19 protein-coding genes are annotated in these 20,474 nt (G+C 56.0%); 3 read left to right on the top strand and 16 right to left on the bottom strand.

Annotation, left to right across the window (positions count from 1 at the left end; genetic code table 11):
- Nucleotides 1-4: 4 nt before the first annotated feature.
- The 3 genes from ACAW75_RS22495 to lnt all read right to left on the bottom strand — a co-directional run bounded on the left by ACAW75_RS22495 (nt 5) and on the right by lnt (nt 3,892).
- On the bottom strand, nt 5-1,141 hold the full coding sequence (locus tag ACAW75_RS22495) for a hypothetical protein (RefSeq protein WP_370731016.1): 1,137 nt from the start codon (nt 1,139-1,141) through the stop codon (nt 5-7).
- Nucleotides 1,142-1,158: 17 nt separating this feature from the next.
- Nucleotides 1,159-2,097 carry a hypothetical protein gene (locus ACAW75_RS22490; RefSeq protein WP_370731015.1) on the bottom strand — a complete coding sequence of 313 codons (939 nt, stop codon included), beginning with the start codon at nt 2,095-2,097 and terminating at the stop codon, nt 1,159-1,161.
- 166 nt (nt 2,098-2,263) lie between these two features.
- Complete coding sequence (gene lnt / locus ACAW75_RS22485; RefSeq protein ID WP_370731014.1) at nt 2,264-3,892, bottom strand: apolipoprotein N-acyltransferase; 1,629 nt, start codon at nt 3,890-3,892, stop codon at nt 2,264-2,266.
- A 123-nt stretch (nt 3,893-4,015) separates the two neighbouring features.
- Between lnt and ACAW75_RS22480 the strand changes: the two genes are divergently transcribed.
- Nucleotides 4,016-5,908 carry a sensor histidine kinase gene (locus ACAW75_RS22480; RefSeq protein ID WP_370731013.1) on the top strand — a complete coding sequence of 631 codons (1,893 nt, stop codon included), beginning with the start codon at nt 4,016-4,018 and terminating at the stop codon, nt 5,906-5,908.
- Nucleotides 5,865-6,506 carry a response regulator gene (locus ACAW75_RS22475; protein ID WP_370731012.1) on the top strand — a complete coding sequence of 214 codons (642 nt, stop codon included), beginning with the start codon at nt 5,865-5,867 and terminating at the stop codon, nt 6,504-6,506. Before ACAW75_RS22480 ends, ACAW75_RS22475 begins: the two co-directional genes overlap by 44 nt.
- A gap of 24 nt (nt 6,507-6,530) precedes the next feature.
- On the opposite strand, the gene ACAW75_RS22470 is transcribed toward ACAW75_RS22475, so the two are convergent.
- From ACAW75_RS22470 to ACAW75_RS22410, 13 genes are all read right to left on the bottom strand, one after another.
- A complete protein-coding gene (locus ACAW75_RS22470) occupies nt 6,531-7,130 on the bottom strand; it encodes a nucleotidyltransferase family protein (RefSeq protein ID WP_370731011.1) in 600 nt (199 codons plus the stop codon).
- Between the two features lie 106 nt (nt 7,131-7,236).
- The gene (locus ACAW75_RS22465) at nt 7,237-8,490 is read right to left on the bottom strand and encodes a sulfate adenylyltransferase subunit 1 (protein ID WP_370731010.1); all 1,254 of its coding nucleotides are present in this window, start codon (nt 8,488-8,490) and stop codon (nt 7,237-7,239) included.
- Nucleotides 8,491-8,934 carry a HepT-like ribonuclease domain-containing protein gene (locus ACAW75_RS22460; RefSeq protein WP_370731009.1) on the bottom strand — a complete coding sequence of 148 codons (444 nt, stop codon included), beginning with the start codon at nt 8,932-8,934 and terminating at the stop codon, nt 8,491-8,493.
- Nucleotides 8,918-9,208, bottom strand: coding sequence for a nucleotidyltransferase family protein (locus ACAW75_RS22455; protein ID WP_370731008.1), 291 nt, complete (start codon nt 9,206-9,208; stop codon nt 8,918-8,920). Before ACAW75_RS22455 ends, ACAW75_RS22460 begins: the two co-directional genes overlap by 17 nt.
- A gap of 28 nt (nt 9,209-9,236) precedes the next feature.
- Entirely contained in the window at nt 9,237-10,133 is an 897-nt protein-coding gene (gene cysD, locus ACAW75_RS22450) for a sulfate adenylyltransferase subunit CysD (RefSeq protein WP_370731007.1), read from the bottom strand.
- Nucleotides 10,134-10,244: 111 nt separating this feature from the next.
- On the bottom strand, nt 10,245-10,979 hold the full coding sequence (locus tag ACAW75_RS22445) for a phosphoadenylyl-sulfate reductase (protein WP_370731006.1): 735 nt from the start codon (nt 10,977-10,979) through the stop codon (nt 10,245-10,247).
- A gap of 290 nt (nt 10,980-11,269) precedes the next feature.
- Nucleotides 11,270-12,358 (bottom strand): Gfo/Idh/MocA family protein, encoded by a 1,089-nt coding sequence (locus tag ACAW75_RS22440; protein WP_370731005.1) that lies wholly within the window; start codon nt 12,356-12,358, stop codon nt 11,270-11,272.
- A gap of 25 nt (nt 12,359-12,383) precedes the next feature.
- A complete protein-coding gene (locus ACAW75_RS22435; protein ID WP_370731004.1) occupies nt 12,384-13,574 on the bottom strand; it encodes a trans-sulfuration enzyme family protein in 1,191 nt (396 codons plus the stop codon).
- Nucleotides 13,575-13,673: 99 nt separating this feature from the next.
- Complete coding sequence (locus ACAW75_RS22430; RefSeq protein ID WP_370731003.1) at nt 13,674-14,741, bottom strand: sulfite exporter TauE/SafE family protein; 1,068 nt, start codon at nt 14,739-14,741, stop codon at nt 13,674-13,676.
- A gap of 295 nt (nt 14,742-15,036) precedes the next feature.
- A complete protein-coding gene (locus ACAW75_RS22425) occupies nt 15,037-15,735 on the bottom strand; it encodes a uracil-DNA glycosylase family protein (RefSeq protein WP_370731002.1) in 699 nt (232 codons plus the stop codon).
- A 61-nt stretch (nt 15,736-15,796) separates the two neighbouring features.
- The gene (locus ACAW75_RS22420; protein WP_370731001.1) at nt 15,797-16,351 is read right to left on the bottom strand and encodes a GNAT family N-acetyltransferase; all 555 of its coding nucleotides are present in this window, start codon (nt 16,349-16,351) and stop codon (nt 15,797-15,799) included.
- Between the two features lie 107 nt (nt 16,352-16,458).
- The gene (locus tag ACAW75_RS22415) at nt 16,459-17,763 is read right to left on the bottom strand and encodes an NCS2 family permease (RefSeq protein ID WP_370731000.1); all 1,305 of its coding nucleotides are present in this window, start codon (nt 17,761-17,763) and stop codon (nt 16,459-16,461) included.
- Between the two features lie 108 nt (nt 17,764-17,871).
- Complete coding sequence (locus tag ACAW75_RS22410; protein WP_370730999.1) at nt 17,872-19,368, bottom strand: helix-turn-helix domain-containing protein; 1,497 nt, start codon at nt 19,366-19,368, stop codon at nt 17,872-17,874.
- 158 nt (nt 19,369-19,526) lie between these two features.
- Between ACAW75_RS22410 and ACAW75_RS22405 the strand changes: the two genes are divergently transcribed.
- Nucleotides 19,527-20,396 (top strand): SDR family oxidoreductase, encoded by an 870-nt coding sequence (locus ACAW75_RS22405; RefSeq protein ID WP_370730998.1) that lies wholly within the window; start codon nt 19,527-19,529, stop codon nt 20,394-20,396.
- The last annotated feature ends 78 nt before the right edge of the window (nt 20,397-20,474 follow it).

The raw sequence follows: 20,474 nt of genomic DNA, 5'->3' as shown, positions 1-20,474 counted from the left end.
GCTTTTACCGCCTTTTGGCATAAACGTGTTTCCGGTTTACCTGCTTTTCCAGCCGGATGACGTGAAGGGTCAGTTCCTCTATTTTCTGCAACAGCAGCGCGTTCATGTGGACCAGATCAATGCCTTCTTTGGCCACGGTGGCCGCACTGGGTACGTCGGGCAAATGACCGTTTTTCTGAATAAACCGCCCCACGTCGGCCAGCGATTTTAGCCGGTAACCCCGCTTAAAAACCCGGTCGGCCCACTGGCTGGGCGTGTCGATCTGCAAACGCGGACGACCCAGCACGACGTTGCCCTGCTCATCGACAGTCAGAAACGCAGGGGTCGAGGCTACCGGCTGGCTTTGATTCGTCAGCGTTTCCAGGCGCAGGCCCGACTCGCCGGGTTGATGACCGACCACATGGAGCCGCGCCGTTGGGGCCGACGTACCCACCCCCACGTTGGCCCCGTTGCCCAGCACCAGGGCATTGCTCACCCGCACCCGCGCCCCGTAGCCAATGGCCGTGGCGTTGTAGAGCGGCCCGCTACCGGCCAGCACGTCGGCCTCGGTACCCAGCAGGGTATTGCCCCGGCCCCGGTCGCTGCGGCCCGTGTTGTAGCCGAAATAAACATTATCGTCGGAGTTGAACGAGGCTGGCCCTGCCCCGTTGCCCACGATGGTGTTGTTGCTGCCGGTCTGGTTGCCGCCCCCCGAACAGGCCCCCACAAATACGTTGTTCAGCCCGGCCGTATTGGCCTGACCCGCACAGGAACCAATGAACGTATTGCCGCTGCTGCTGGTGTTGAAGCCACTCTGGTTGCCCACGAAGGTATTGGCCGAGGTGGTCAGGCTGCTATAGCCCGATGCCGTTCCGACAAAGGTATTCTGGCTCCCCGACGTGGTGGACTGCCCCGCCGACGTACCTACGAAGGTGTTGGCCGTGCCAGAGATCACGCCACTGCCCGCATCGTAGCCCACAAACGTATTGTTGAGGGCCGTTGTGCTCAGGGCCGCCCCCGCATTACCCGATCCCACGACCGTATTGAACTCTCCTACGGCATTGCCGCTCTGCGTGGGTGAGTTGATGATGACTGTGGTTTGCGCCTGCGTGGCCGTGATGGCGAAGCAGGCAAGTACGATGAGAAAGAGAAACTGGTTCATACGATCTGGTTGATGGGTTATCGCCCGCACCCGCAGTTAGTTCCGGTGAAGGTGGGCGACAAACTCGCTGTGGGTACAATAGCTGTATAATTGAGGTTGCTCAGCGTGGCTGCTCCGGTGGTGGCATTGTAGTCGGTATAATCGGCCAGAATCCAGTACCCTTCTTTGGTCACCCAGCCCACCCGCAGTATACTGCCTTCATCAAGCAGGTCGTCTTCGGTAGGGGTGCCGCCTCCCGACATGTCGTATACCCGTATGGTGGAGCGGACGGTGTAGCGCAGGGCCTGAAAGGTACCGTTGGGGGTTTTCAGGGTGCCGAACCCATCGACGCTGAGTGTATCCGACTGGATGGTGCCTGTCTCATCGTCGGGGTCGTCAATGAGTACCCTGGTGGTGAAACTGGCTCCTAGCCCCAGGGGTACTACAGCAAACGACGAGGCATCGGTGGGGGAATCGGTTTCGTAATCCTGGCCCACCTTCCGGTCGACCGAGTAGCCCAGAAACTCAATTTCAGCGGGTTTGATGGCATATTGCCGGTAGCTGGTAAAGAGCCGGTTGGCCGCCCGAAAGCGGGTGGCGTGGGTGACCCCCGGCAAGCGCAGACTGGCCGGAATGGTGCCAGGGCTGACAAAATCGCGGCGTTCCACGTTGTCCAACTGGTTGGTTAGGTCGGCCGGGAGAGTCCAGGTTTGGGCATTCAGGGCATCGGCCTTGCCGATGTCCATGGTGAAGGTCGCCGTTTCGCTCTCGCTGGTGTAGACAAGCTGGGTACGGCCCGCCTGGGCGAAGGTGCTGAAGTCGCTGCCGGTAAGTTGAATACTTCCCGACTTTCCGAGTTTTTTTCGCAGCCGTTCTTCTACCCGCGACACCACATTGGCGTAGTCCAGATCGGCCGACAGGGTGGTGCGGGTGCTGGCCCAGGCGGTGGAGTTGGCCGTCCTTGTTGGCAGAAACATGCCCCCAGGAAAGGGGGCCGAAAGGGCTTGACATTGTATGCAGCTAGCGGTACAACAAAACCTGCTTGTCGTCCCCATTACCTGGTTCGTGGACAGTACTACGAGCAGCAGTAGTAAAAAAGAAGCGGTGTGTATTCCCTTTTTCATGGAGGATTGGTTTAGACGATTAAGAGGTTACCAGTTTCTTCCGAACGAGAGGCTGTTGCGATTTTTTAGCCGCTCGATTCCAGAGCATGAGCCACCCGGCCAACACCAGCCCGCAGGTGATTGGAAACCAGTTGGGATGACGGGTGAAAAAGGTCAGTCTGGTGTTGGTTTGCACCAAAATGTGCCCCACAGCTTCCTGGCGGCGAGGCAGTACCGACACCACCCGTCCGAAGGGGTCTACATAGCCTGAATAGCCCTGATTGGAGCAACGGGCCACCGACCGGCGGTTTTCAATAGCCCGCAACTGCGTAAAGGTCAGCAACATACCCGGTCCGGGCGAGTCATAAAACCAGCCATCGTTCATGATGAACGCCAGAAGATCGGCCGGACCTTCGCGGGTCAGGGCCGCAATGGTGTTTGGGTAAAGCTGCTCCCAGCAGATCGACATGGCTACGGTGCGCGGGTTTTTCTGCTGGTCAGCAAACCGGAATGCGTAGGGCTGATCGCCGACTGTCACGGCCGGTTTCCCGCCACGAATCCAGCGGTTGGCCCAGCGCAGCAACCAGGGCGTGTCTTCGGCGAAGACCATGATGTGCTGCTTGCGATACACCTTCAGATCGGCGGGGGTGAGGTGCAGGGGTTCATAGACCCGGCTCAGTTCGGGTGTAAACACGAAGGCTTCGTTGTAAAAATGGGTACTGTCTATCGGGGTCATCAGACCGGTGGCAAACGGCACGTTCCAATACTGCACGTACTGCCGCAGCCCCGCAAACAGGATTGAATCGTGCATCAGGGGGAGGGGAAAGGCCCCTTCCGGTGCAATCACCATGTCGGGTCGGCCAGGCGTTCGACCAGGCGTAGTCGATACTGCTTTTATGCTCAACCGAACCAATCGCTGAAGCACCGCTGTATCGCTCGAATCGGTGTGAGCGGCGTAGGAGTCTTCGTTGGTCTGCACCAGCCCCACCCGAACGGGAGTAGCTTTTCGGTCAACTACCAGCGCCGGTACGTTCAGGACTACCGCACTGTAGAGCACGGGTGCGGCCAGCCAGCCGCCCACACCCAGTGCCAGCCGCCCCACCTGTTTGGTCCGCGACCAGGTAGCCGATGCATCGCAGAGGCGGGCAATCAGGACGTTCATACCAAGTACCCAGCATAGCAGCCCCCACTGCCCGGTCAGGTCGACAAACTGATTCAGAAAGAGCAGTCGGGCCTGGGTGTAGGCTGGGTTCCCCACCGCCATATTGACATCGCTGAGATACAGCCAGGCCCACTCCCAAACCGTCCAGAGCAGGGGCAGCAACAGCAACGCCTGTCGCCAGCCCAGGTGCTTCTGCAAGGGATAGAACAGGGCGACGGGCAGCCAGAGAAATGGCACCTGCGACACCCAGATGACCGGCACAGCCCACGGGCTGAAGTAACTCAACCACCAGCACACCAGCGGGGGCAACAGCAGAAAAGCAGGCAGCGTGACGCGCACATGCTCCCGGAACGACCCTACCCGCCGCACCCGCAGCAACAGCGGAACCAGCGCAAACCACGCCAGCCAGCCTGTTTCAACGGGATAGTTCGGCCAGGAAAGCCCGAAGAGTACACCGGTGATGAGCCAGGCCGGGATTTTGGTCGTAAAGGAAAACAGGTTACCCATCCCGAAGCGTGTCAACTGAAAAATCGCCAATTCATTTGGGCAAGGTTACGCCGGGAAAGCAATGAGTAAAATACTCCCAAGTAGGTAATTTTCAGCGTATCCGTTCCGCTTAGCTTTGCCCCGATGCGCACTGTGTTTATCCTGTTCTGGTTGCTATTGCCCCTGCGAAGCTGGGCTGACCCGCCGGTGCTGCGGCCCGGTGCCGGGTTCCGGTCGTCGGACCTGGCGGGGTACCTGGCGCGGTTCGATACCAGCCGGGCTGTCTCGGCGCAGGGACTGGCTACGGTGCCCTTTCGCCCGGTTGCCGAAGCCGTGGTGAACTATGGAGGCGACCAACGGCATCATTACCTGCGGTTTCGGGTCGGAAACGCCACGGCCACCCCACAACCCTACATCCTGCACCTGCAGCAGCACTTCTTCGATACGGCTCAGGTGTGGGTGTATGCTGCCACGGGCCATCTGCTGAGCGAGCAGATCAGCGGCTGGCAGATGCCCGTAGCGCAACGCCCGCTTCCCGACCGGCTCCATGCCTTCCGGGTGGTGGTGCCGCCCAGGCAGGTCGTTTGGGTGGTGCTGCACACTAAAGTCAACCCCCGGCAGGGGGTAAGCAAGGCCCTGCTGCGCTTCTATGCCGAGCGGGCGTTTATCCAGACCAACAGCAGCGAGTTGTTTTTTCAGAGTGGTTTGTTTGGCTGTCTGGCCCTGGTCTGTCTGCTGGGTATTTTTCTGTTTGCCTATACCAGCGAACGTTTTTACGGGTTCTATAGCCTGTATATCCTTGCTTTAGGTACGTATGTCCTGAACATTTACGGGCAGTTCGGTACGTTCATTGCCGATCCGGGCTGGCTGGCCGATCCGGGCGTTGGCTACAGCATGCTGCTGGCCATGCTGGTCTTTCAGGGGCTGTTCTACCTCCGCTATCTGCGGGTCGACAGGCTGGGTGCTACGTACCTGCACCGCTGGGGCGTTGGTTTGTGTCTGGTATTAGCCATATTGGCGGTTGGCGCGGCACTCATTCCCCAGAACCCCTGGGTACGTCGGCTGTCGGGCTGGGGTGGGCCTTTATATGTCCTGACGATGCTCGTCTGCCTGGGCTGGGGACTCTATAAACGACGCATGGAAGCGTATTGGCTCACGGTTGCCTTAGTGCCTTTACTGCTGTTGTTGCTGTATTATGTACTGGCCGGGTGGTGGTTACCGGTGTATCTGGTTGCCTATACCAACGTCGTTATCGCGCCGGTGCTGGCGTTTGAAGCGGTGGTGCTGGCGGCGGCACTGGCCTATCGGTTCAATGCCGACCGGCAGCGGGCCTTGCTTCAGCTTGGGCAACTGGAGCGCGAAAGTTCGCGGCAGGTGGTGTTGGCGCAGGAAGAAGAACGCCAGCGGCTGGCCCGCGACCTCCACGATGACCTGGGGGCCACGCTGGGCCTGCTCCGGCACGAACTAGCTGGGTTACACACGCAGCCATCGCCGTTACAAACCGGGCAGTTGGCCTCCTCGATCACCCTGATTACCAAGTCTATCGACGATCTGCGGCTGATTGCCCATCACCTCATGCCCGATCAGTTTGCCCGGCTTGGGCTGCGGCAAACGCTGGCCGAAGCTGTGAACTGGCTAACGCAAACGCAGTCGGGAGGCGTACTCATTCAGTTTGTTACCTACGGATCGCTGCATCCGCTTCCGCTCGATGTCGATATCAACCTCTACCGGATTGCCCGCGAACTGCTCAATAATGCCCTCAAACACGCCCGGCCGCAACGGGTCGTGGTGCAATTGATCTATCATCCCGACCACTTATATTTGTCAGTAGAGGACGACGGTATCGGCTATTCCGTCAGCAGCGTTACGCAGCCACCAACGGCGGCATCAGGCATCGGCCTGAAAAACATGCGTCGGCGGGCCGACTACATCGGGGCCTTGCTGACCACCGAGAGCGGCCCGTTGGGTACGCTCACCACTGTTACGCTGCCGTATGCCAACCCCCCTGCCGATACCCACCCGCGTGCTGGTAGCTGATGACCATCCGTTGTTCAACGACAGCCTGAGCAGTTTGCTGACCACCGAACTCGGCTGGCAGGTCGTTGGCCAGACCTACGAAGGCAATCAGGTTATTCCATTGGTCCATCAAACCAGGCCCCACCTCATTCTGCTCGATCTGAACCTGCCCCAGCAATCGGGCCTCACCATTGCGGAGGTGCTGCTGCGTGACTTTGCGGCGGTGACCATCGTGTTTCTGACCATGTATGCCGAAAGCCGGGTGGTAGACGAGGCGCAGCGGCTGGGCGTGCAGGGGTATCTGCTCAAAACAACTACCCGGCAGGAACTGCTGACTGGCTTACAGGCTGTAGCTGACGGGCATCGCTACTTCGACCCAGCCCTGAATCAGTCGGTTACCCAACCCGCCGCCGACGATTTTGCCCGTCGCCTCCAGCTAACACCCCGCGAACTAAGCATCATCCGGTACATCCGGCAGGGCCTCGACACCCAAACCATTGCGGCCCGAATGCATCTGAGTCCGCTGACGATTAAAACGCACCGGCGCAATATTCATTTCAAACTGGGCACCAGCAGCACCGCCGACCTGATGCGGTTTGCTATCGATCAGGGTTTGTAGATGCCGCTTCCTGCGCCGGGTAGACTATAGCCCCTGCGGCTCATGTTGTTCCCGCCACCTGGCTACGTCCTCCGGCGTATCCAGGTCAACAATGCCCTGGTCGAAGGGGACGCTGACTACCTCGTCGGGGTGTTTCTGGATGATTTTTCTGGCCCCGGTGTCGCCGGTCAGGGATTTCAGCGCGTCGAAAAATTCGGGTCGGAACAGCACAGGTACGCCCTGAACATCACCGTATTGGCTGGCAACAATGGCTTTGTGCGACGACGCGGCCGTGTCGATCAGTTGCTCGATCAGGGCGCGACTCACGTGCGGTTGATCGGTCAACAAGACAAGAATGGCTTCTGGAAACGTCTTTTCCAGGGTCTCAACGCCGATTTTGAGCGAACTGGCCATGCCGGCTTTCCAGTCGGGATTAGAAACGATACGTACCTGCAGGTCGTGAAGCGCGGCCGTAACGGCTTCCGCGTTGGCCCCAACGACCACTACCACCGGCCCGGTAGCCAGGTCGTGGGCCAGTTGGGCCATGTGGCGAATGAGGGGTACGCCGTTCGTTTCCAGCAACTGTTTGGGTTGCCCCAGCCGCGATGATTCGCCCGCCGCGAGAATAATAGTGCCGATGGTCATGTGTGTTGAGTTTACTGTTTACTGTTTTCTGTTGCGCTGCTCCTGAGGGATCAAGTATCACCGGCAGCGCAACAGAAGACTGTAAACAGTAAACAGTAAACTAAAGTTATGCCGCTTCACCCTGGAGCATGAGCGCTCCAACCGTCACGTTGCTGGTTTCGTCGATCAGGATGGCGCCGCCGTTGGCCCGGTTTTGACCATATGGATCGAAGGCAACGGGTTGGGCGGTGCGCAGCACGACGCGCGCCAGGTCGTTCAGTTTCAGTGTATCTACGCCCTCGATCTGTTCGTAGGTCTCAATATTAAGCTGATAGGGGATAGCCCGGACTGAGCAACGGGTACGCGACGTACCTACTTGTAACACGTACTTGCTACCAACCGATAAGTTCTTGGTATCCATCCAGCAGAGCATCGCATCGACGTTCTGGCTCAGTACTGGCTGGTTAACCGTTGGCACGATCAAATCACCCCGGCTGATGTCGATGTTATCGGTCAGGTGAAGAATAACCGACTGGTTGACATGCCCTTCAGGTACGTCCTGCTCATTGGTTTCAATCCGGGAAATAGTCGAGCTTTCGCCAGAAGGTAATACGGTAACGACCTCACCCACGCGGAACGAGCCGCAGGTAATTTTTCCGGCATAACCCCGGTAGTCGGGTAGTTCAGCCGTTTGTGGCCGAATAACCAGCTGCACCGGCAGGCGGCCCTGGGTCTGGCTGTCATCCTGACGGATTTCAATGGTTTCGAGGTGATTAAGCAACGTCGTGCCTTCATACCAGGGCATCGACGAGGATTTATCAACCACGTTATCCCCATTCAAGGCGCTCAACGGAATGTACGTGATGTCGGGAATTGACAGTTTCTGGGCCAGATCAGCATATTGAATGCAGATGTTGGAGAACACATCCTGCGAAAAATCAACCAGGTCCATTTTGTTCACCGCCACCACAACGTGCCGGATACCAAGCAGGCTGGCGATGAGTGAATGCCGACGGGTCTGCTCGACCACACCATGCCGCGCATCGATCAGCACGATAGCCAGTTGGCAGTTCGATGCCCCCGTCACCATGTTACGGGTGTACTGAATATGCCCCGGTGCATCAACAATGATGAACTTGCGGGCCGTCGTCTGGAAGTAGCGGTACGCCACGTCGATGGTGATTCCCTGTTCGCGTTCCGAGCGGAGGCCGTCGGTCAGCAAGGCTAAATCGACCTCGCCATTATCCCGGCTTTTGCTGGCCTTCTCGATGGCTTCGAGCTGATCGGCCAGGATTGATTTGGAATCATACAGCAGACGACCAATGAGGGTACTTTTCCCATCATCAACGCTCCCGCAGGTTATAAAACGTAGTAAATCCATTTAAGCTATTTTTTCAAAGTCGATGTGCCGATAGTAGGTGCTTTCTTTGGAGAGATCGTAATCCGTTTTGTCGAAAGTTCCGTGGGCCATCTCTGTGCGAATGATGTGCTCAATTAGTAGTTGTAAATCAGGAAGTTGCTGCCTGATCGTATCGAAAACAATGAACCGATCAACATTTACGTAATCATGGGCAATGATATTTCGAAATCCTTTAATCGCTGTCCAGGGTATCTGCGTGTATGCGTTTCTGAGTGGCTCGCTGATTCGACTAACCTGCTCGCCAATATGCATCAACAATAACAATGAAGCATTAAAGTCCTTCTGGTCATTAGCCTCGAAAAAGACGTAAGGATCTTCATAGCCACTGGTGTACGTATTAATCTTACCAATTGCTTCCAGAATCCGTAAGAAATATACCAGATCGGTCTTAGGCGTTGATGGCATACCGAATGTCTTTCAACGCACTGCGTAGGATGATTGGCTCTGCATAACGACGAATCATTAAATCGATTGGAATGGTTAAGTCGGCTTGAAGTTCATTTCGAAGCGCTATTAACGTCTGATAAGGAATGTCCTCCTCGATAAGCAGATCAATATCCCGAAAATCCTCACCTCGAATGAACGACCCAAACACACCGATCCGACTCAAGCCAAAACGTCCGAAGATGTCTTGTTCCCGAAGATAGGTTTGTAGTGTCTGGAAGTCGCTGATTTTCATGAAGTAAAGATAGTAGCTGCTTCTGCAATCAAAAATAACCGCCTTTCTTGCGGTCTTCCATGGCGGCTTCGGAGAGCTGGTCATCCATGCGGGTTTCGCCCCGTTCAGACACGCGCGTAGCCTGAATTTCGGCAATGACTTCGTCGAGCGAATCGGCATCTGATTCAGACGCGGCGGTGCAGGAGATGTCGCCAACGGTACGGAAACGTACCCGGCGCGTTACCCGCTCATCGTCGGCTTCGGGTTGAATCACGTTGCCGGCAGTGGCCATCAGCTTACCGTCGCGGAGCAGCAATTCACGGTCATGGGCAAAATAGAGGCTTGGCAGGGCGATGTTTTCGCGGCGGATGTAATTCCAGACGTCGAGTTCGGTCCAGTTCGAAATGGGAAACACGCGCACGTTTTCGCCTTTGTGGATCCGGCCGTTGTAGAGGTTCCACAATTCGGGACGCTGCCGTTTGGGGTCCCACGAGCCGAACTCGTCGCGCACCGAGAACACACGTTCTTTAGCGCGTGCTTTTTCTTCATCGCGGCGGGCACCACCAATGCAGGCATCGAACTCGAATTCTTCGATGGTATCGAGTAGAGTGAAGGTCTGCAAGCCGTTGCGGGTCGCGTTGCGGCCGGTGGGTTCTTTCAGTTTCCGGGTACGGATCGTGTCTTCAACGTACCTGACAATGAGCTTTTCGCCGAGGCTGTCGGCCAGCCAGTCGCGGAAGTCAAGGGCTTCCTGAAAATTATGTCCCGTGTCGATATGCACGAGCGGGAACGGGAATTTGCCGGGGCGAAACGCTTTGCGAGCCAGGTGCACGAGCGTGATCGAGTCTTTACCGCCCGAAAACAGCAAAGCAGGCCGCTCAAACTGACCGGCCACTTCCCGCATGATGTGAATCGCTTCCGATTCGAGTTGATCTAAATAATCCATAATAACGGTGTACCATTCTCAGTTTACAGTTGTCTGTTTACTGTCTTCTGTTGCTTCGCTGATTAGCAGCGCAACAGAAGACAGTAAACAGACAACTGTAAACTGAAGGCATTACGGTTTGAATACTTCTTCGTGCGTGTGTAGACCGCATTCTTTTTTCGAGTTGTCTTCCCACCACCAGCGGCCGGCGCGGAAATCTTCGCCGGGCTGAATGGCGCGGGTGCAGGGCTGACAGCCAATACTGACATACCCTTTGTCGTGCAGTGGGTTGTAGGGTACGTTGTGCTCTTTGACGTAGGCCTTTACGTCATCAAATGACCAGTTCATCAACGGGTGGAATTTGAACAATTGATGGGCTTCGTCCCACTCCAGCTGCGTCATGTCGTGCCGGTTGTTCGACTGCTCGGCCCGGATGCCGGTGATCCATATTTTCTGGCCTGCCAGTGCCCGGTTCAACGGCTCTACCTTGCGAATAAAGCAGCATTCTTTCCGGTTTTCTACGGACTCATACATGCTGTATGGACCCTTGGCGGTCATGAGCTGTTCGATCTTGACCTGATCGGGAAACATCGTTTCGATAGGCAGCCCGTAGCGGCTCAGCGTCTTGTTCCAGACCGAATACGTCTCACCGAACATACGGCCGGTATCCAGCGTGAAGAGACGAACGGGTAGCTCGTGTCGGGCAATAAGATCGGTAATGACCTGATCTTCGTAGCCCAGGCTCGTCGAGAAAACGACCTGGCCGGGGAAAAGCGCCGTTAATTTTCGGAGCGCATCGATCTCATTCAGGCCCGCTAATTGGGCTGAAAGCGATTCGAGAGTGGGGGAGGTGGATTCGGTAATCATACGTATCGTAAGAACTTCTTTCGGCTGAAAAAGGCAGCTAATGTGCCCAGTAAGCAATGACCATAACCCGCCACGACTAGCCAACATGCGAAACGTAGGCCGTCTGGATCGGATTCAGCATGAACCAGCAAGCGAAGTAGCGCGACATAAACGACGACTAGCACAGCATGACCAAGCACATACTGTCTGAAATAACGCCACGGATAGACCAGCAAAAAACTCCAGACGAATGTGCTGATTGGCAACACAATCAGAAACGACCAGAGTATAAGTTGCGGGCCTATCATACGCTACTTCAAGACAACCGCTTTACCCGTTTTGGCCGACTGCCGGGCGGCATCTAAAATCTGAACAACAATCAGGTTATTCTCTAGTGACGTAAGCACGTCGGGTTTGGTTTCACCGCGGAGCAGACGGGCCAGGTACGTGAACGGGTCGGTGGCGGGGGCTTCCGTTTGGGGGGCTTCCAGGGTCCGTTCAGCTTTGTCCGCCTTTAACCGCACGCGCATCCGGTTGCCATCGATCGTGCTAACGTACCCGGTCTGACCATACACTTCCATATCCTTGCGCCCGAATGGCCAGTTCCAGGATGCCTGAATAACGGCCTGTGTCTTCGGGTACGTTAGTAAAACGGTCGCTTCGTCGTCAACGTTCGGATAGAGATCAGGTTTGATCTGCTGGGTCACCGCCCGCACCGATGTTGGTCGCTGGCCCTGCATGAGCCAGGTCGACAGGTTGGCGCCATAGCAGCCAAAGTCGAACAGCGCACCGGCTCCGTTGGCGACCGGGTCTGTCAGCCAGGCCAGAAACTCCGGATTGCAGCCAATTTCTTTCGGTCCTTCGTGCCCATCATGTACCACGATCTTCCGAATATCGCCAATGGCCCTGTCTACATTGGCCACGGCATAAGCACGGTGATTACTGCCGTACCAGGTTGTTTCGTAATTCGTTAGTAACTGGGTCTTGTGCTTTCTGGCCAGTGCTGCCATCTGAACGGCATCGGCATAGGTCGTGGCAAGCGGCTTCTCAACCATGACATGAACGCCACGCGGCGCACAAACCCGAACGGTCTTCACGTGATCGGCGATGGCTCCAAAATCAAGCACGGCTTCCGGCTTGCCTTTAGTCAGCATCTCATCGATCGTCGGATAAACCAGCGCCCTATCAAACCCGTATTGCTTGGCCAGTCGCCCGGCCAGATCGAGATTGGTCTCGGCAATGCCAACCAAAACAAGATCGCCTTTTTTCAGCCGACTGAGTATCGTGTTCACGTGTGCGTGCGTCAACCCCGCAATGCCAATCCGCAACGGCTTTGGCGCTGTCTGGGCTACGGCAAACTGCGTGATCAGGAGCAGCAGGAGGGTGAGGCGGGTTACCATTGGCTGGTGAGGGCGAATCAGGTGATTAGACGCGTTCTTTCAAAATCTCCGCGCTCACGGTCGCTGCCTGCTCAAAATCGGCGATCAGGTCATCGATGTGTTCCAGACCAACCGAGATACGGATCAGGCCCGGCGTAATGCCCAGCGCTGCTTTTTCGTCGGGCTTCAGCTTCGCATGCGTGGTTGTATTCGGGTTGGTCACGATCGTGCGCGAATCACCCAGGTTCGATGAAAGCGTTGGAATCTCTAACGCCTCCATGAAGGCCTGCACGCGCTCAAAACCACCTTCCAGTTCGATGGTCACAATGGCACCCCCGGCGCTCATCTGCGATTTGGCCAGATCGTGTTGCGGATGCGAAGGCAGGAACGGATACTTCACCGTGGCTACGTCGGGATGATTCTCCAGCGACTCAGCCAGTGCCAACGCATTCGAGCAATGCCGCTCCATGCGCAAATCAAGCGTTTCCAGACTTTTCGATAATGTCCAGGCGTTGAATGGCGACAGCGACGGACCAGTATGGCGGGCGAAGAACCGGATCGGCGCAATCAGATCGGCACGGCCCACAACGATGCCACCTAACACCCGACCCTGGCCGTCGAAGAACTTGGTCGCTGAGTGAACAGACAGATCGGCGCCGAAGTCGAGTGGGGTTTGCAGAACAGGCGTGGCAAAGCAGTTGTCGACGTTCAGAATGAAGCCGTACTTCTCTTTCAACCGACCCAGCATGGCCAGATCGACCAGTTCAAGCCCTGGATTGGAGGGGGTTTCCAGGTACACCATTCTGGTGTTCGGCTGAATGGCCGCTTCCCACTCCGCTTCCGTCGCCGTCGCGTCGACGTATGTGTGGGTGATGCCCCATTTGCTCAGGATCTGGGTAATGATCTGATGCGCCGAACCGAACAGGGCCCGACAGGCAACCAGGTGGTCACCCGATTTTAACAGACCAGCCATCGACGCAAACACCGCCGCCATACCCGTTGCCGTGGCAATGCCTTCTTCGGCCCCTTCCAGCATACAAACCTTGTCGACAAACTCGGTGACGTTGGGGTTCGAGAACCGGCTGTAGATGTTTCCTTCGATGGTTTCCTCGAAGAGCTCTTTGCCCTGCTCAGCACTTTCGAAGGTGAAACTAGACGTTAGAAACAGGGGGGTCGAGTGCTCCCGATACTGCGTTTTTTTCGTCTGGGTACGTATGGCTTTGGTCTGCTTTTTCATAGAAGAACTGTCGTTCAGCTTCGCTGTCATGGATGGTCATTGCTAAAGAAAGACCGACTGACAACCTAGCAACAGCAAAGCTGAATGACTACTTAATGACTAAAAGAATAGAATAATTTTCCGCAAACTTACGATGATCACGACGATGCCAACCAATACCATCATGGTTTTAACGGGCAACCGTTGGGCTAGATGAGCGGCGATGGGCGCTGCAATGCTGCCGCCCAGGATCAGACCCAGGATCACCAGGCCGTAATTGCCAAGCCCGACATATAGAGCAAAAACCACCGACGAGGCAAACGAGATAAAGAATTCAGCCAGGTTGACCGAGCCAATCGTATAGCGCGGATGGCGACCGCTGGCAATGAGCGTGGAGTTCACGATCGGTCCCCAACCGCCGCCGCCGATTGAATCGAGAAAGCCCCCCGTCCAGGCCAGCATACCGATGTTTTTGATCGGTTTTTTGACAATCCGTTTGACGAGCGCCTTTCGAATGATCAGGATACCCAGAATGGCCGTATAGACCGAAATGATGGGTTGTAGCGCCTTGGCGTACTGCTCAAACGACGATAGTTCGGAGATGAGCCAGGCACCGAGCGCAGCGCCGATGACACCCGGGATCAAGACGGCTTTGAACAGTTTGCTGTTGATGTTGCCAAACTTAAGATGCATGTAGCCCGAGACGCCCGAGGTGAAAATTTCGGAGCTGTGCACGCTGGCCGTGGCATGTAAGGGGCTGATGCCCACGCTCATCAGAAACGTTGTGGCCGTGACGCCATAGGCCATGCCCAGGGCGCCATCGATCATCTGGGCCACAAAACCGGCCATCAGAAAATAGAAAAATTCGGGTTCGACCCGAACAGACGTTGCCAGTACCGTAATGCGATCCAGTGTGAAATAGCTGAAGAGCAAATGCCCCACAATCATCAGCGACAGGGCTGCCGTTACGTAGATCGCAATCTCGGTCCGGGTACGTCGCCGCCAGATAGGAGGCGGTGGCTCGGTCGTGATTTTTGCGGCTGGGTACGCCTTTCGCAGGGCTACGGCTTTCTGGTCAGCCTGCTCGCCCTGAATGACAACAGACATGCCGTTGAGGTCGATGGCTGGCGCAACAGAGACAGCGGATATGGGTTCAGAAACAGGCTCAGCCTGATTGTCGATCTGCATAATGTATTAACTATATCGACTTAATAGAGTATTGTTCTTATGAAAAACGCCACAGAGTTGTGGCGTTTTAGTTGGCTGATGAAGCGCAAAGGTAAAAGAAATATTTTGTCAGCATAGTTCACGGCACCCCGCATTTATGATAAATGCACCAGAAAGGCGGGTAATTCTGCCAGAGTAAAGGCCGTGCCCCAGCGAAGCGCTTCGTTGCCACCCAGCCACCGACCACGATATACGAGAGAGCACAACCCAACTGCTCAACGCTTACCAGATGCTCCTGCCTGGTTGGTCGCTACCCCTAAAATGACTCAGGTAAGCAATCCGTCAGTACTTGTAGGTACGTATCAACATACTGTTCCAGATACTTCGAGCGGTACTGGAGAATGTAACGGGGATGATCGACGGTGACGATTCGTCCGAAAAATCCCTGCTCGTCATTGAGCCGTTTCAGGAAACCCTCGTTTTTACGACCCAGACAAATGGCCACCCGCTTATCGCAACCAAATGCCTGCTGTTGGTGAAGGCTATCGACCATAACTGGCCAAAGGGCCGTCGTGGTGGCTTTGTCGTCGTAGAAATTGTAGTTTTTGCCGTCTTTTACCAGCGCCAGCGGGTACAATGACGATAAAAAGAAGCGGCCATAGAAGGCCTCGACACCGCCAAATGCGTCAATTACTCTGTAGATAAACCGACTCGATAGTTCAGGCGTAGGCGGTAGGTTGTTCGGTATGCCGCAGTAGCGCGTCAGGTTTTGCGGCGTTGTGAAAGACAGGCCCGTCACGCCCGCGCCAAACCGACCCGGATTGATTCCCAGCACAAAAACGCGCGGCTGGTTGTCGTTGTAAAATTTTGTATAGAACTGCTGGATGATGTCCTGAACAACCGGATCAGCATACGGATTCATGGCCGACACACCGGCTGGCAACTGGGCGGGTGGCTGTTGGCTGAGGTAAAAGCGGATGGCCCGGTCGGCAAACGAATCGGTTAAAATTGGCATCGAATAAAAGGAACGGTTGTGAAGACAACCGGTAAACGGGCGCGCTGGTTACGCTGCACCGCTATATTGCGGTCGCCCGGTGTCCCATGCCCCGGTCAATGCGGTATTTGATCAGCGTCAAGTCCTGGCCCATTCCGCCCAGTCCGTCATACTGGCTGATGATGGCCGCGCCCATCGACTCCGGGATTTTCCGGCTCGACATGTTCCGCGAATCGACGGGATAAACGAGGTATTCGTACGGAATATGATCATCGGCCCAGTGTTTCATGGTATAGATCGCTTCCCGCCCGTAGCCGTGCATATGCGCTGACTGTTTTACCCAGATCCCGAATTCTGGTCGTTTGTCGGCTAGCTTGTGCAGACCGGCACAGCCGATAAAATCCCCCGACTGCCGGTCGGTGATAACCATGTTCAGACTGCTTCCTTCTTTATTGGCTGCCTTAGCCGCTTCGACGAACGCTTCGGTTTCGCTGCGTTCAGTGGCCGGTCGGGGGTACATGTAGGTGGCCACCTCCGGCGTGAATTCACGGAAAATCAGATCGGTATAGGCTTCCGTGACAGGCAGTAGCCGCAGTCGCTCAGAATCAAGCGTCAGGTTGGATAGGTCGGTGGTCATCGTCGAAAAAGGGGTCGTGCCGGGCAGCTACGAATATAGACGGAATGACCTGATCGTGCAACCCAGGTACGTGGCCCTATGATCCTATTGGCGCGGGTGAGGCCGTATTAGATCATCAGTGACCCGACGCAGAAGGCGTCAACGATCCACAGGCCTATGGGTACGTCCTGTCGTTTACCAACTGCGAGCTTGATGACTGTCCAGCTCAGAAAGCCCCAGATGATGCCCTGCGTGATCGAGTAGCTGAACGGAATCAGCACCAGCGCCAGAAAACAGGGAATGGCTTCGTCGAGTTCGGTCCATCGAATGCGGGTGACGGGCTGCATCATGAACGTACCCACCAGCACCAGGGCCGGCGCCGTTGCCAGGCTTGGAATGATGGAGAGCAGTGGCGACAGGAACAGAAAAGGTAAAAACAGGATCCCGGCCACAACGGCCACCAGACCTGTCCGGCCGCCCTGGGCAATGCCCACTGCCGATTCGATATAGGCCGTGCCCGGGCTGGTGCCAAAGAATCCGGCCAGCGTGGTAGCTACGGCATCCGTGAGCAGCGATCGGCTCAGGTGTTGGGGTTCACCCTGTTCATCCTGCAAGCCGGAAGCCTCCGCTACGCCGACAAAGGTGGAGATGCTATCGAACAGATCCGTAAAGGCGAAGGCGAAGATGACCGGGGCAAGCGACCATTTCAGTGAGCCGATCAGATCGAGTTTGCCAATCAGGCTGAAATCGGGCGCGGCCACTACGCCCTTCCAACTGACTAGTGTAGCTTGTCCGAAGTTGATCGCAGACGCATCGCCCCACCAGCGGCCAATGGGCCAGGCCAGTGCCGTGGTCAAGGTAATGCCTAACAGAATAGCCCCCGGCACCCGTCGGGCGACCAGCAGGGCCGTCAGGAGCAGGCCCGCCATGAACGTCAGCACAATTGGGTCGTGAAAATTGGCCATGTGCACCAGTGTGGCGGGGCTGGCCACGATGAAATGGGCGTTTTCGAAGCCAATGAGTGTGATGAACAGGCCAATACCGACCGAGATGGCGTACCGGAGCGGGGTTGGAATAGCCCGTACAAGGGCAGTGCGCACATTGAAGACCGTAAGCAACAGAAACAGTACGCCCGCCCAAAATACGGCACCCAGCGCCACCTCTGGCTGAATACCCATGCCTTTTACCGCCGAAAACGTGAAGAAAGCGTTCAGACCCATGCCTGGTGCCACCACAATTGGGTTGCGGGCGTACAGGCCCATCATCAGGCTACAAAAGAACGAGAGCAATACGGTGGCGGTGACCACGCCCGAAAAGGGTAATCCACTCTGACTGAGAATGGACGGATTCACCACAATGATGTACATCGTGGCAACGAAGGTCGAAACACCCGCGAGGATCTCTGTTCGGGTAGAGGGTGGAGCCGTGTTCACTATGTACAGTCTGGTTGTATCGACTAGTCAGATTTTTGTCATCCCGACGCCAGGAGGGACGAAAAAATTATACGCGTTTCATGCCAAGGTATCAATCAGCATCGAGCGCTACAGGGAATCCAGGGCGCCCTTCATGGCGTCAAGCTGACGTTTCTTTTGCAAAACGGTTGGTGAAGCTACCCGCTCCCGACAGTCGAAAATGCCGCAGCGCTCGCAGGCTTCGTTCACGACCCGATGCGGAATACCCGCGTCAGGATTGGTCAAAAAGCGCATCTTTGCCTTAAGCGTATCATTCACCGCAAAGCACATCGACACGCTCATATTCTGCCCGGCGCTGCCATCCGTGCGGTCAGAGCGGTGGGGATGCGCTACCGAAACGATCAGAAACGTCTGGCCCGTATCGGCGTAGGTCGACAACTGTGCCCGACACAGCGACCCCGTGAAATCTTTATGGTGCTGGAGGAAACCAAGCTCCTGCAGGCTTGTCAACGCTACCCAACGTCGACAGAAATGCTCATCGACCATACCGCGTGGTCCCTGTTGACGCGACAGGTGCATCTCTTTGGTGAGGGCAAATGTGGTTTGGCCAGGTACGTGGTTGAACCGGTAAAAAAACAGCTGATCGATGCCGAAATCGCGGGGTAGAATATTGCTGAGCCGGTAAAAAAAGCGTTCAGGCGTAGCCCCGAATTCATCGATAACCTCCAGTAATGCCTCGTTACTCCAGGTGTCGCGGGCAAATAGCTCGTTGACCCGGTCAACCATCGTTTCGCGGCGAATCAGTACAGCCCCGGCAAAGTAGGAGGCTTTGTAGTTATTCAGAATCTGCTCGAACGACTCTGCTTCGACATAGGCGTAGGTATAGGGACGAACCTTCAGCGTGAGGTAATGAAAGCCAACCTCACGCGCCAGCACGTAGGCTCGTTGCGGCTCCGTCAGCGTGCTGTTCACGTGCAGCGTGTGCGACTCGGGCCGGTAGATCGACCGCAACGACGCCAGGGCCGGTTGCTGAGCCGGATCGAAATAGGTCAGCGTAATGGCGTAGCGCGTTTTTAGCAGGTTCGTGAGCAAACCCGTGTCAACGGAGCGCCCTGGCGGGGCAAATTCCGTTAGGAATCGGCTGGCTTCCACCTCTATATCGTCGAAATGGTTGTCGTTGATCTCCTGATAGGAGCGGAGCATGGTCAGGTATAACCGCTCGACGCTCATGTTGTAGCTCAGCGCAATATCCATGAACGTACGGATCATGGCGCTGACTTTATCAGGCGCACCGGCCAGCAGGTCGAGCAGGTCCGATGGGTCGATGCCAAAGAGTTCGAGCGGAATTTCGGTGAGGAATTTAGATCGGAGCAGGTCAGCAATAGGGGCGAGTTTCTTATTGACTTTTAACGAAACCAGCGTATCATAATCGACGTCGAGAGCTCTGGCCAGGCCCGAAATCTTGTCGGCTTTCGGGTACTTGCGCCCCTTCTCGATTTCGGAAATGTAAGAGATAGCCAGCCCCGACCGTTGCGCCAGCTCACTGACAGAAATGCCTCTTTCCTGACGAAGCTGACGGAGTTTGAGCCCAAATAACAGGCGAATATGATCGGAAGAAAGCGACACGGATGATGATTTAGACCTGTAAAGATAGCATTCTCCCGCGGATGGCCGATAAACCGGCCGTTGGCGACTATTTGCCAAACAATATACCTCGTTCAGGTCTCTTACTGGCAGTACCGGCTTTACCGGACAAACAAACTGTTAACGGATTCTTTAAATCTATGGAACAAGAGGTAAAACGCCCTGAAAGTGGTGAGTTGAAAAGTGACGTACAGGATTTTCCGGCCATCCAGGCCAAAATGACGCCGGAACCGCAGAGCGATCTGTCCAGCTACAACGCGGCGGGCAAACTAGCTGGCAAAGTGGCCCTCGTGACCGGTGGCGATAGCGGCATTGGTCGGGCGGTGGCCGTGGCGTTTGCCAAAGAGGGCGCCAACGTGGCGATCGTGTATCTGGACGAGGAGCAGGAGGATGCCGACGAAACCAAGCGATTGGCTGAACAGTTTGGCACAAAATGCCTGCTGATTCCGTCGGATGTGCGTAGTAAAGCCAAGTGTGTGGAGGCCGTCGAACAGACGGTAGCTGAGTTCGGCAAACTCAATATTCTGGTCAATAACGCCGCTTATCAGCACATCGTTGAGAAAATTACCGACATCACCGAAGAACAATTACGCCGCACCTTCGACACGAATATTCTCGGCTACTTCTTCATGGTACAGGCGGCCTTGCCGCATCTGCACGAGAACGACGTTATCATCAATACGGGCAGTATCGTGGGTAAAATGGGTCAGCCTAAACTGGTCGATTACGCCTCAACGAAAGGGGCCATCCACGCGTTCACCATGTCGTTGGCCACGCAGTTGGGCGACCAGAAGATCCGCGTGAATGCGGTATTGCCGGGTCCGATCTATACGCCGTTTCTGCCGGGTGCCGGTATGGGGCCGGAAGGTGTCGAGGAAGCGGCCAGCAAAACCATTCTGCAACGCCCCGGCCAGCCCGACGAGTTGGCACCGGCCTACGTGCTGCTGGCTTCGAGCGATGGCTCGTACATTACCGGTAGTTTGCTGGACGTGAACGGCGGGAACGCCTAACCGACAGCAGGCATGACCGTTGAACCCGATCGATGCCGAGGCATTGAGCGGGTTCAACGGTCAACTAGTCGATGGGCC

Source organism: Fibrella arboris (genome assembly GCF_041321095.1).
Taxonomy (GTDB): Bacteria; Bacteroidota; Bacteroidia; order Cytophagales; family Spirosomataceae; genus Fibrella; species Fibrella arboris.
This window is presented reverse-complemented; position numbering and strand designations above follow the sequence as displayed.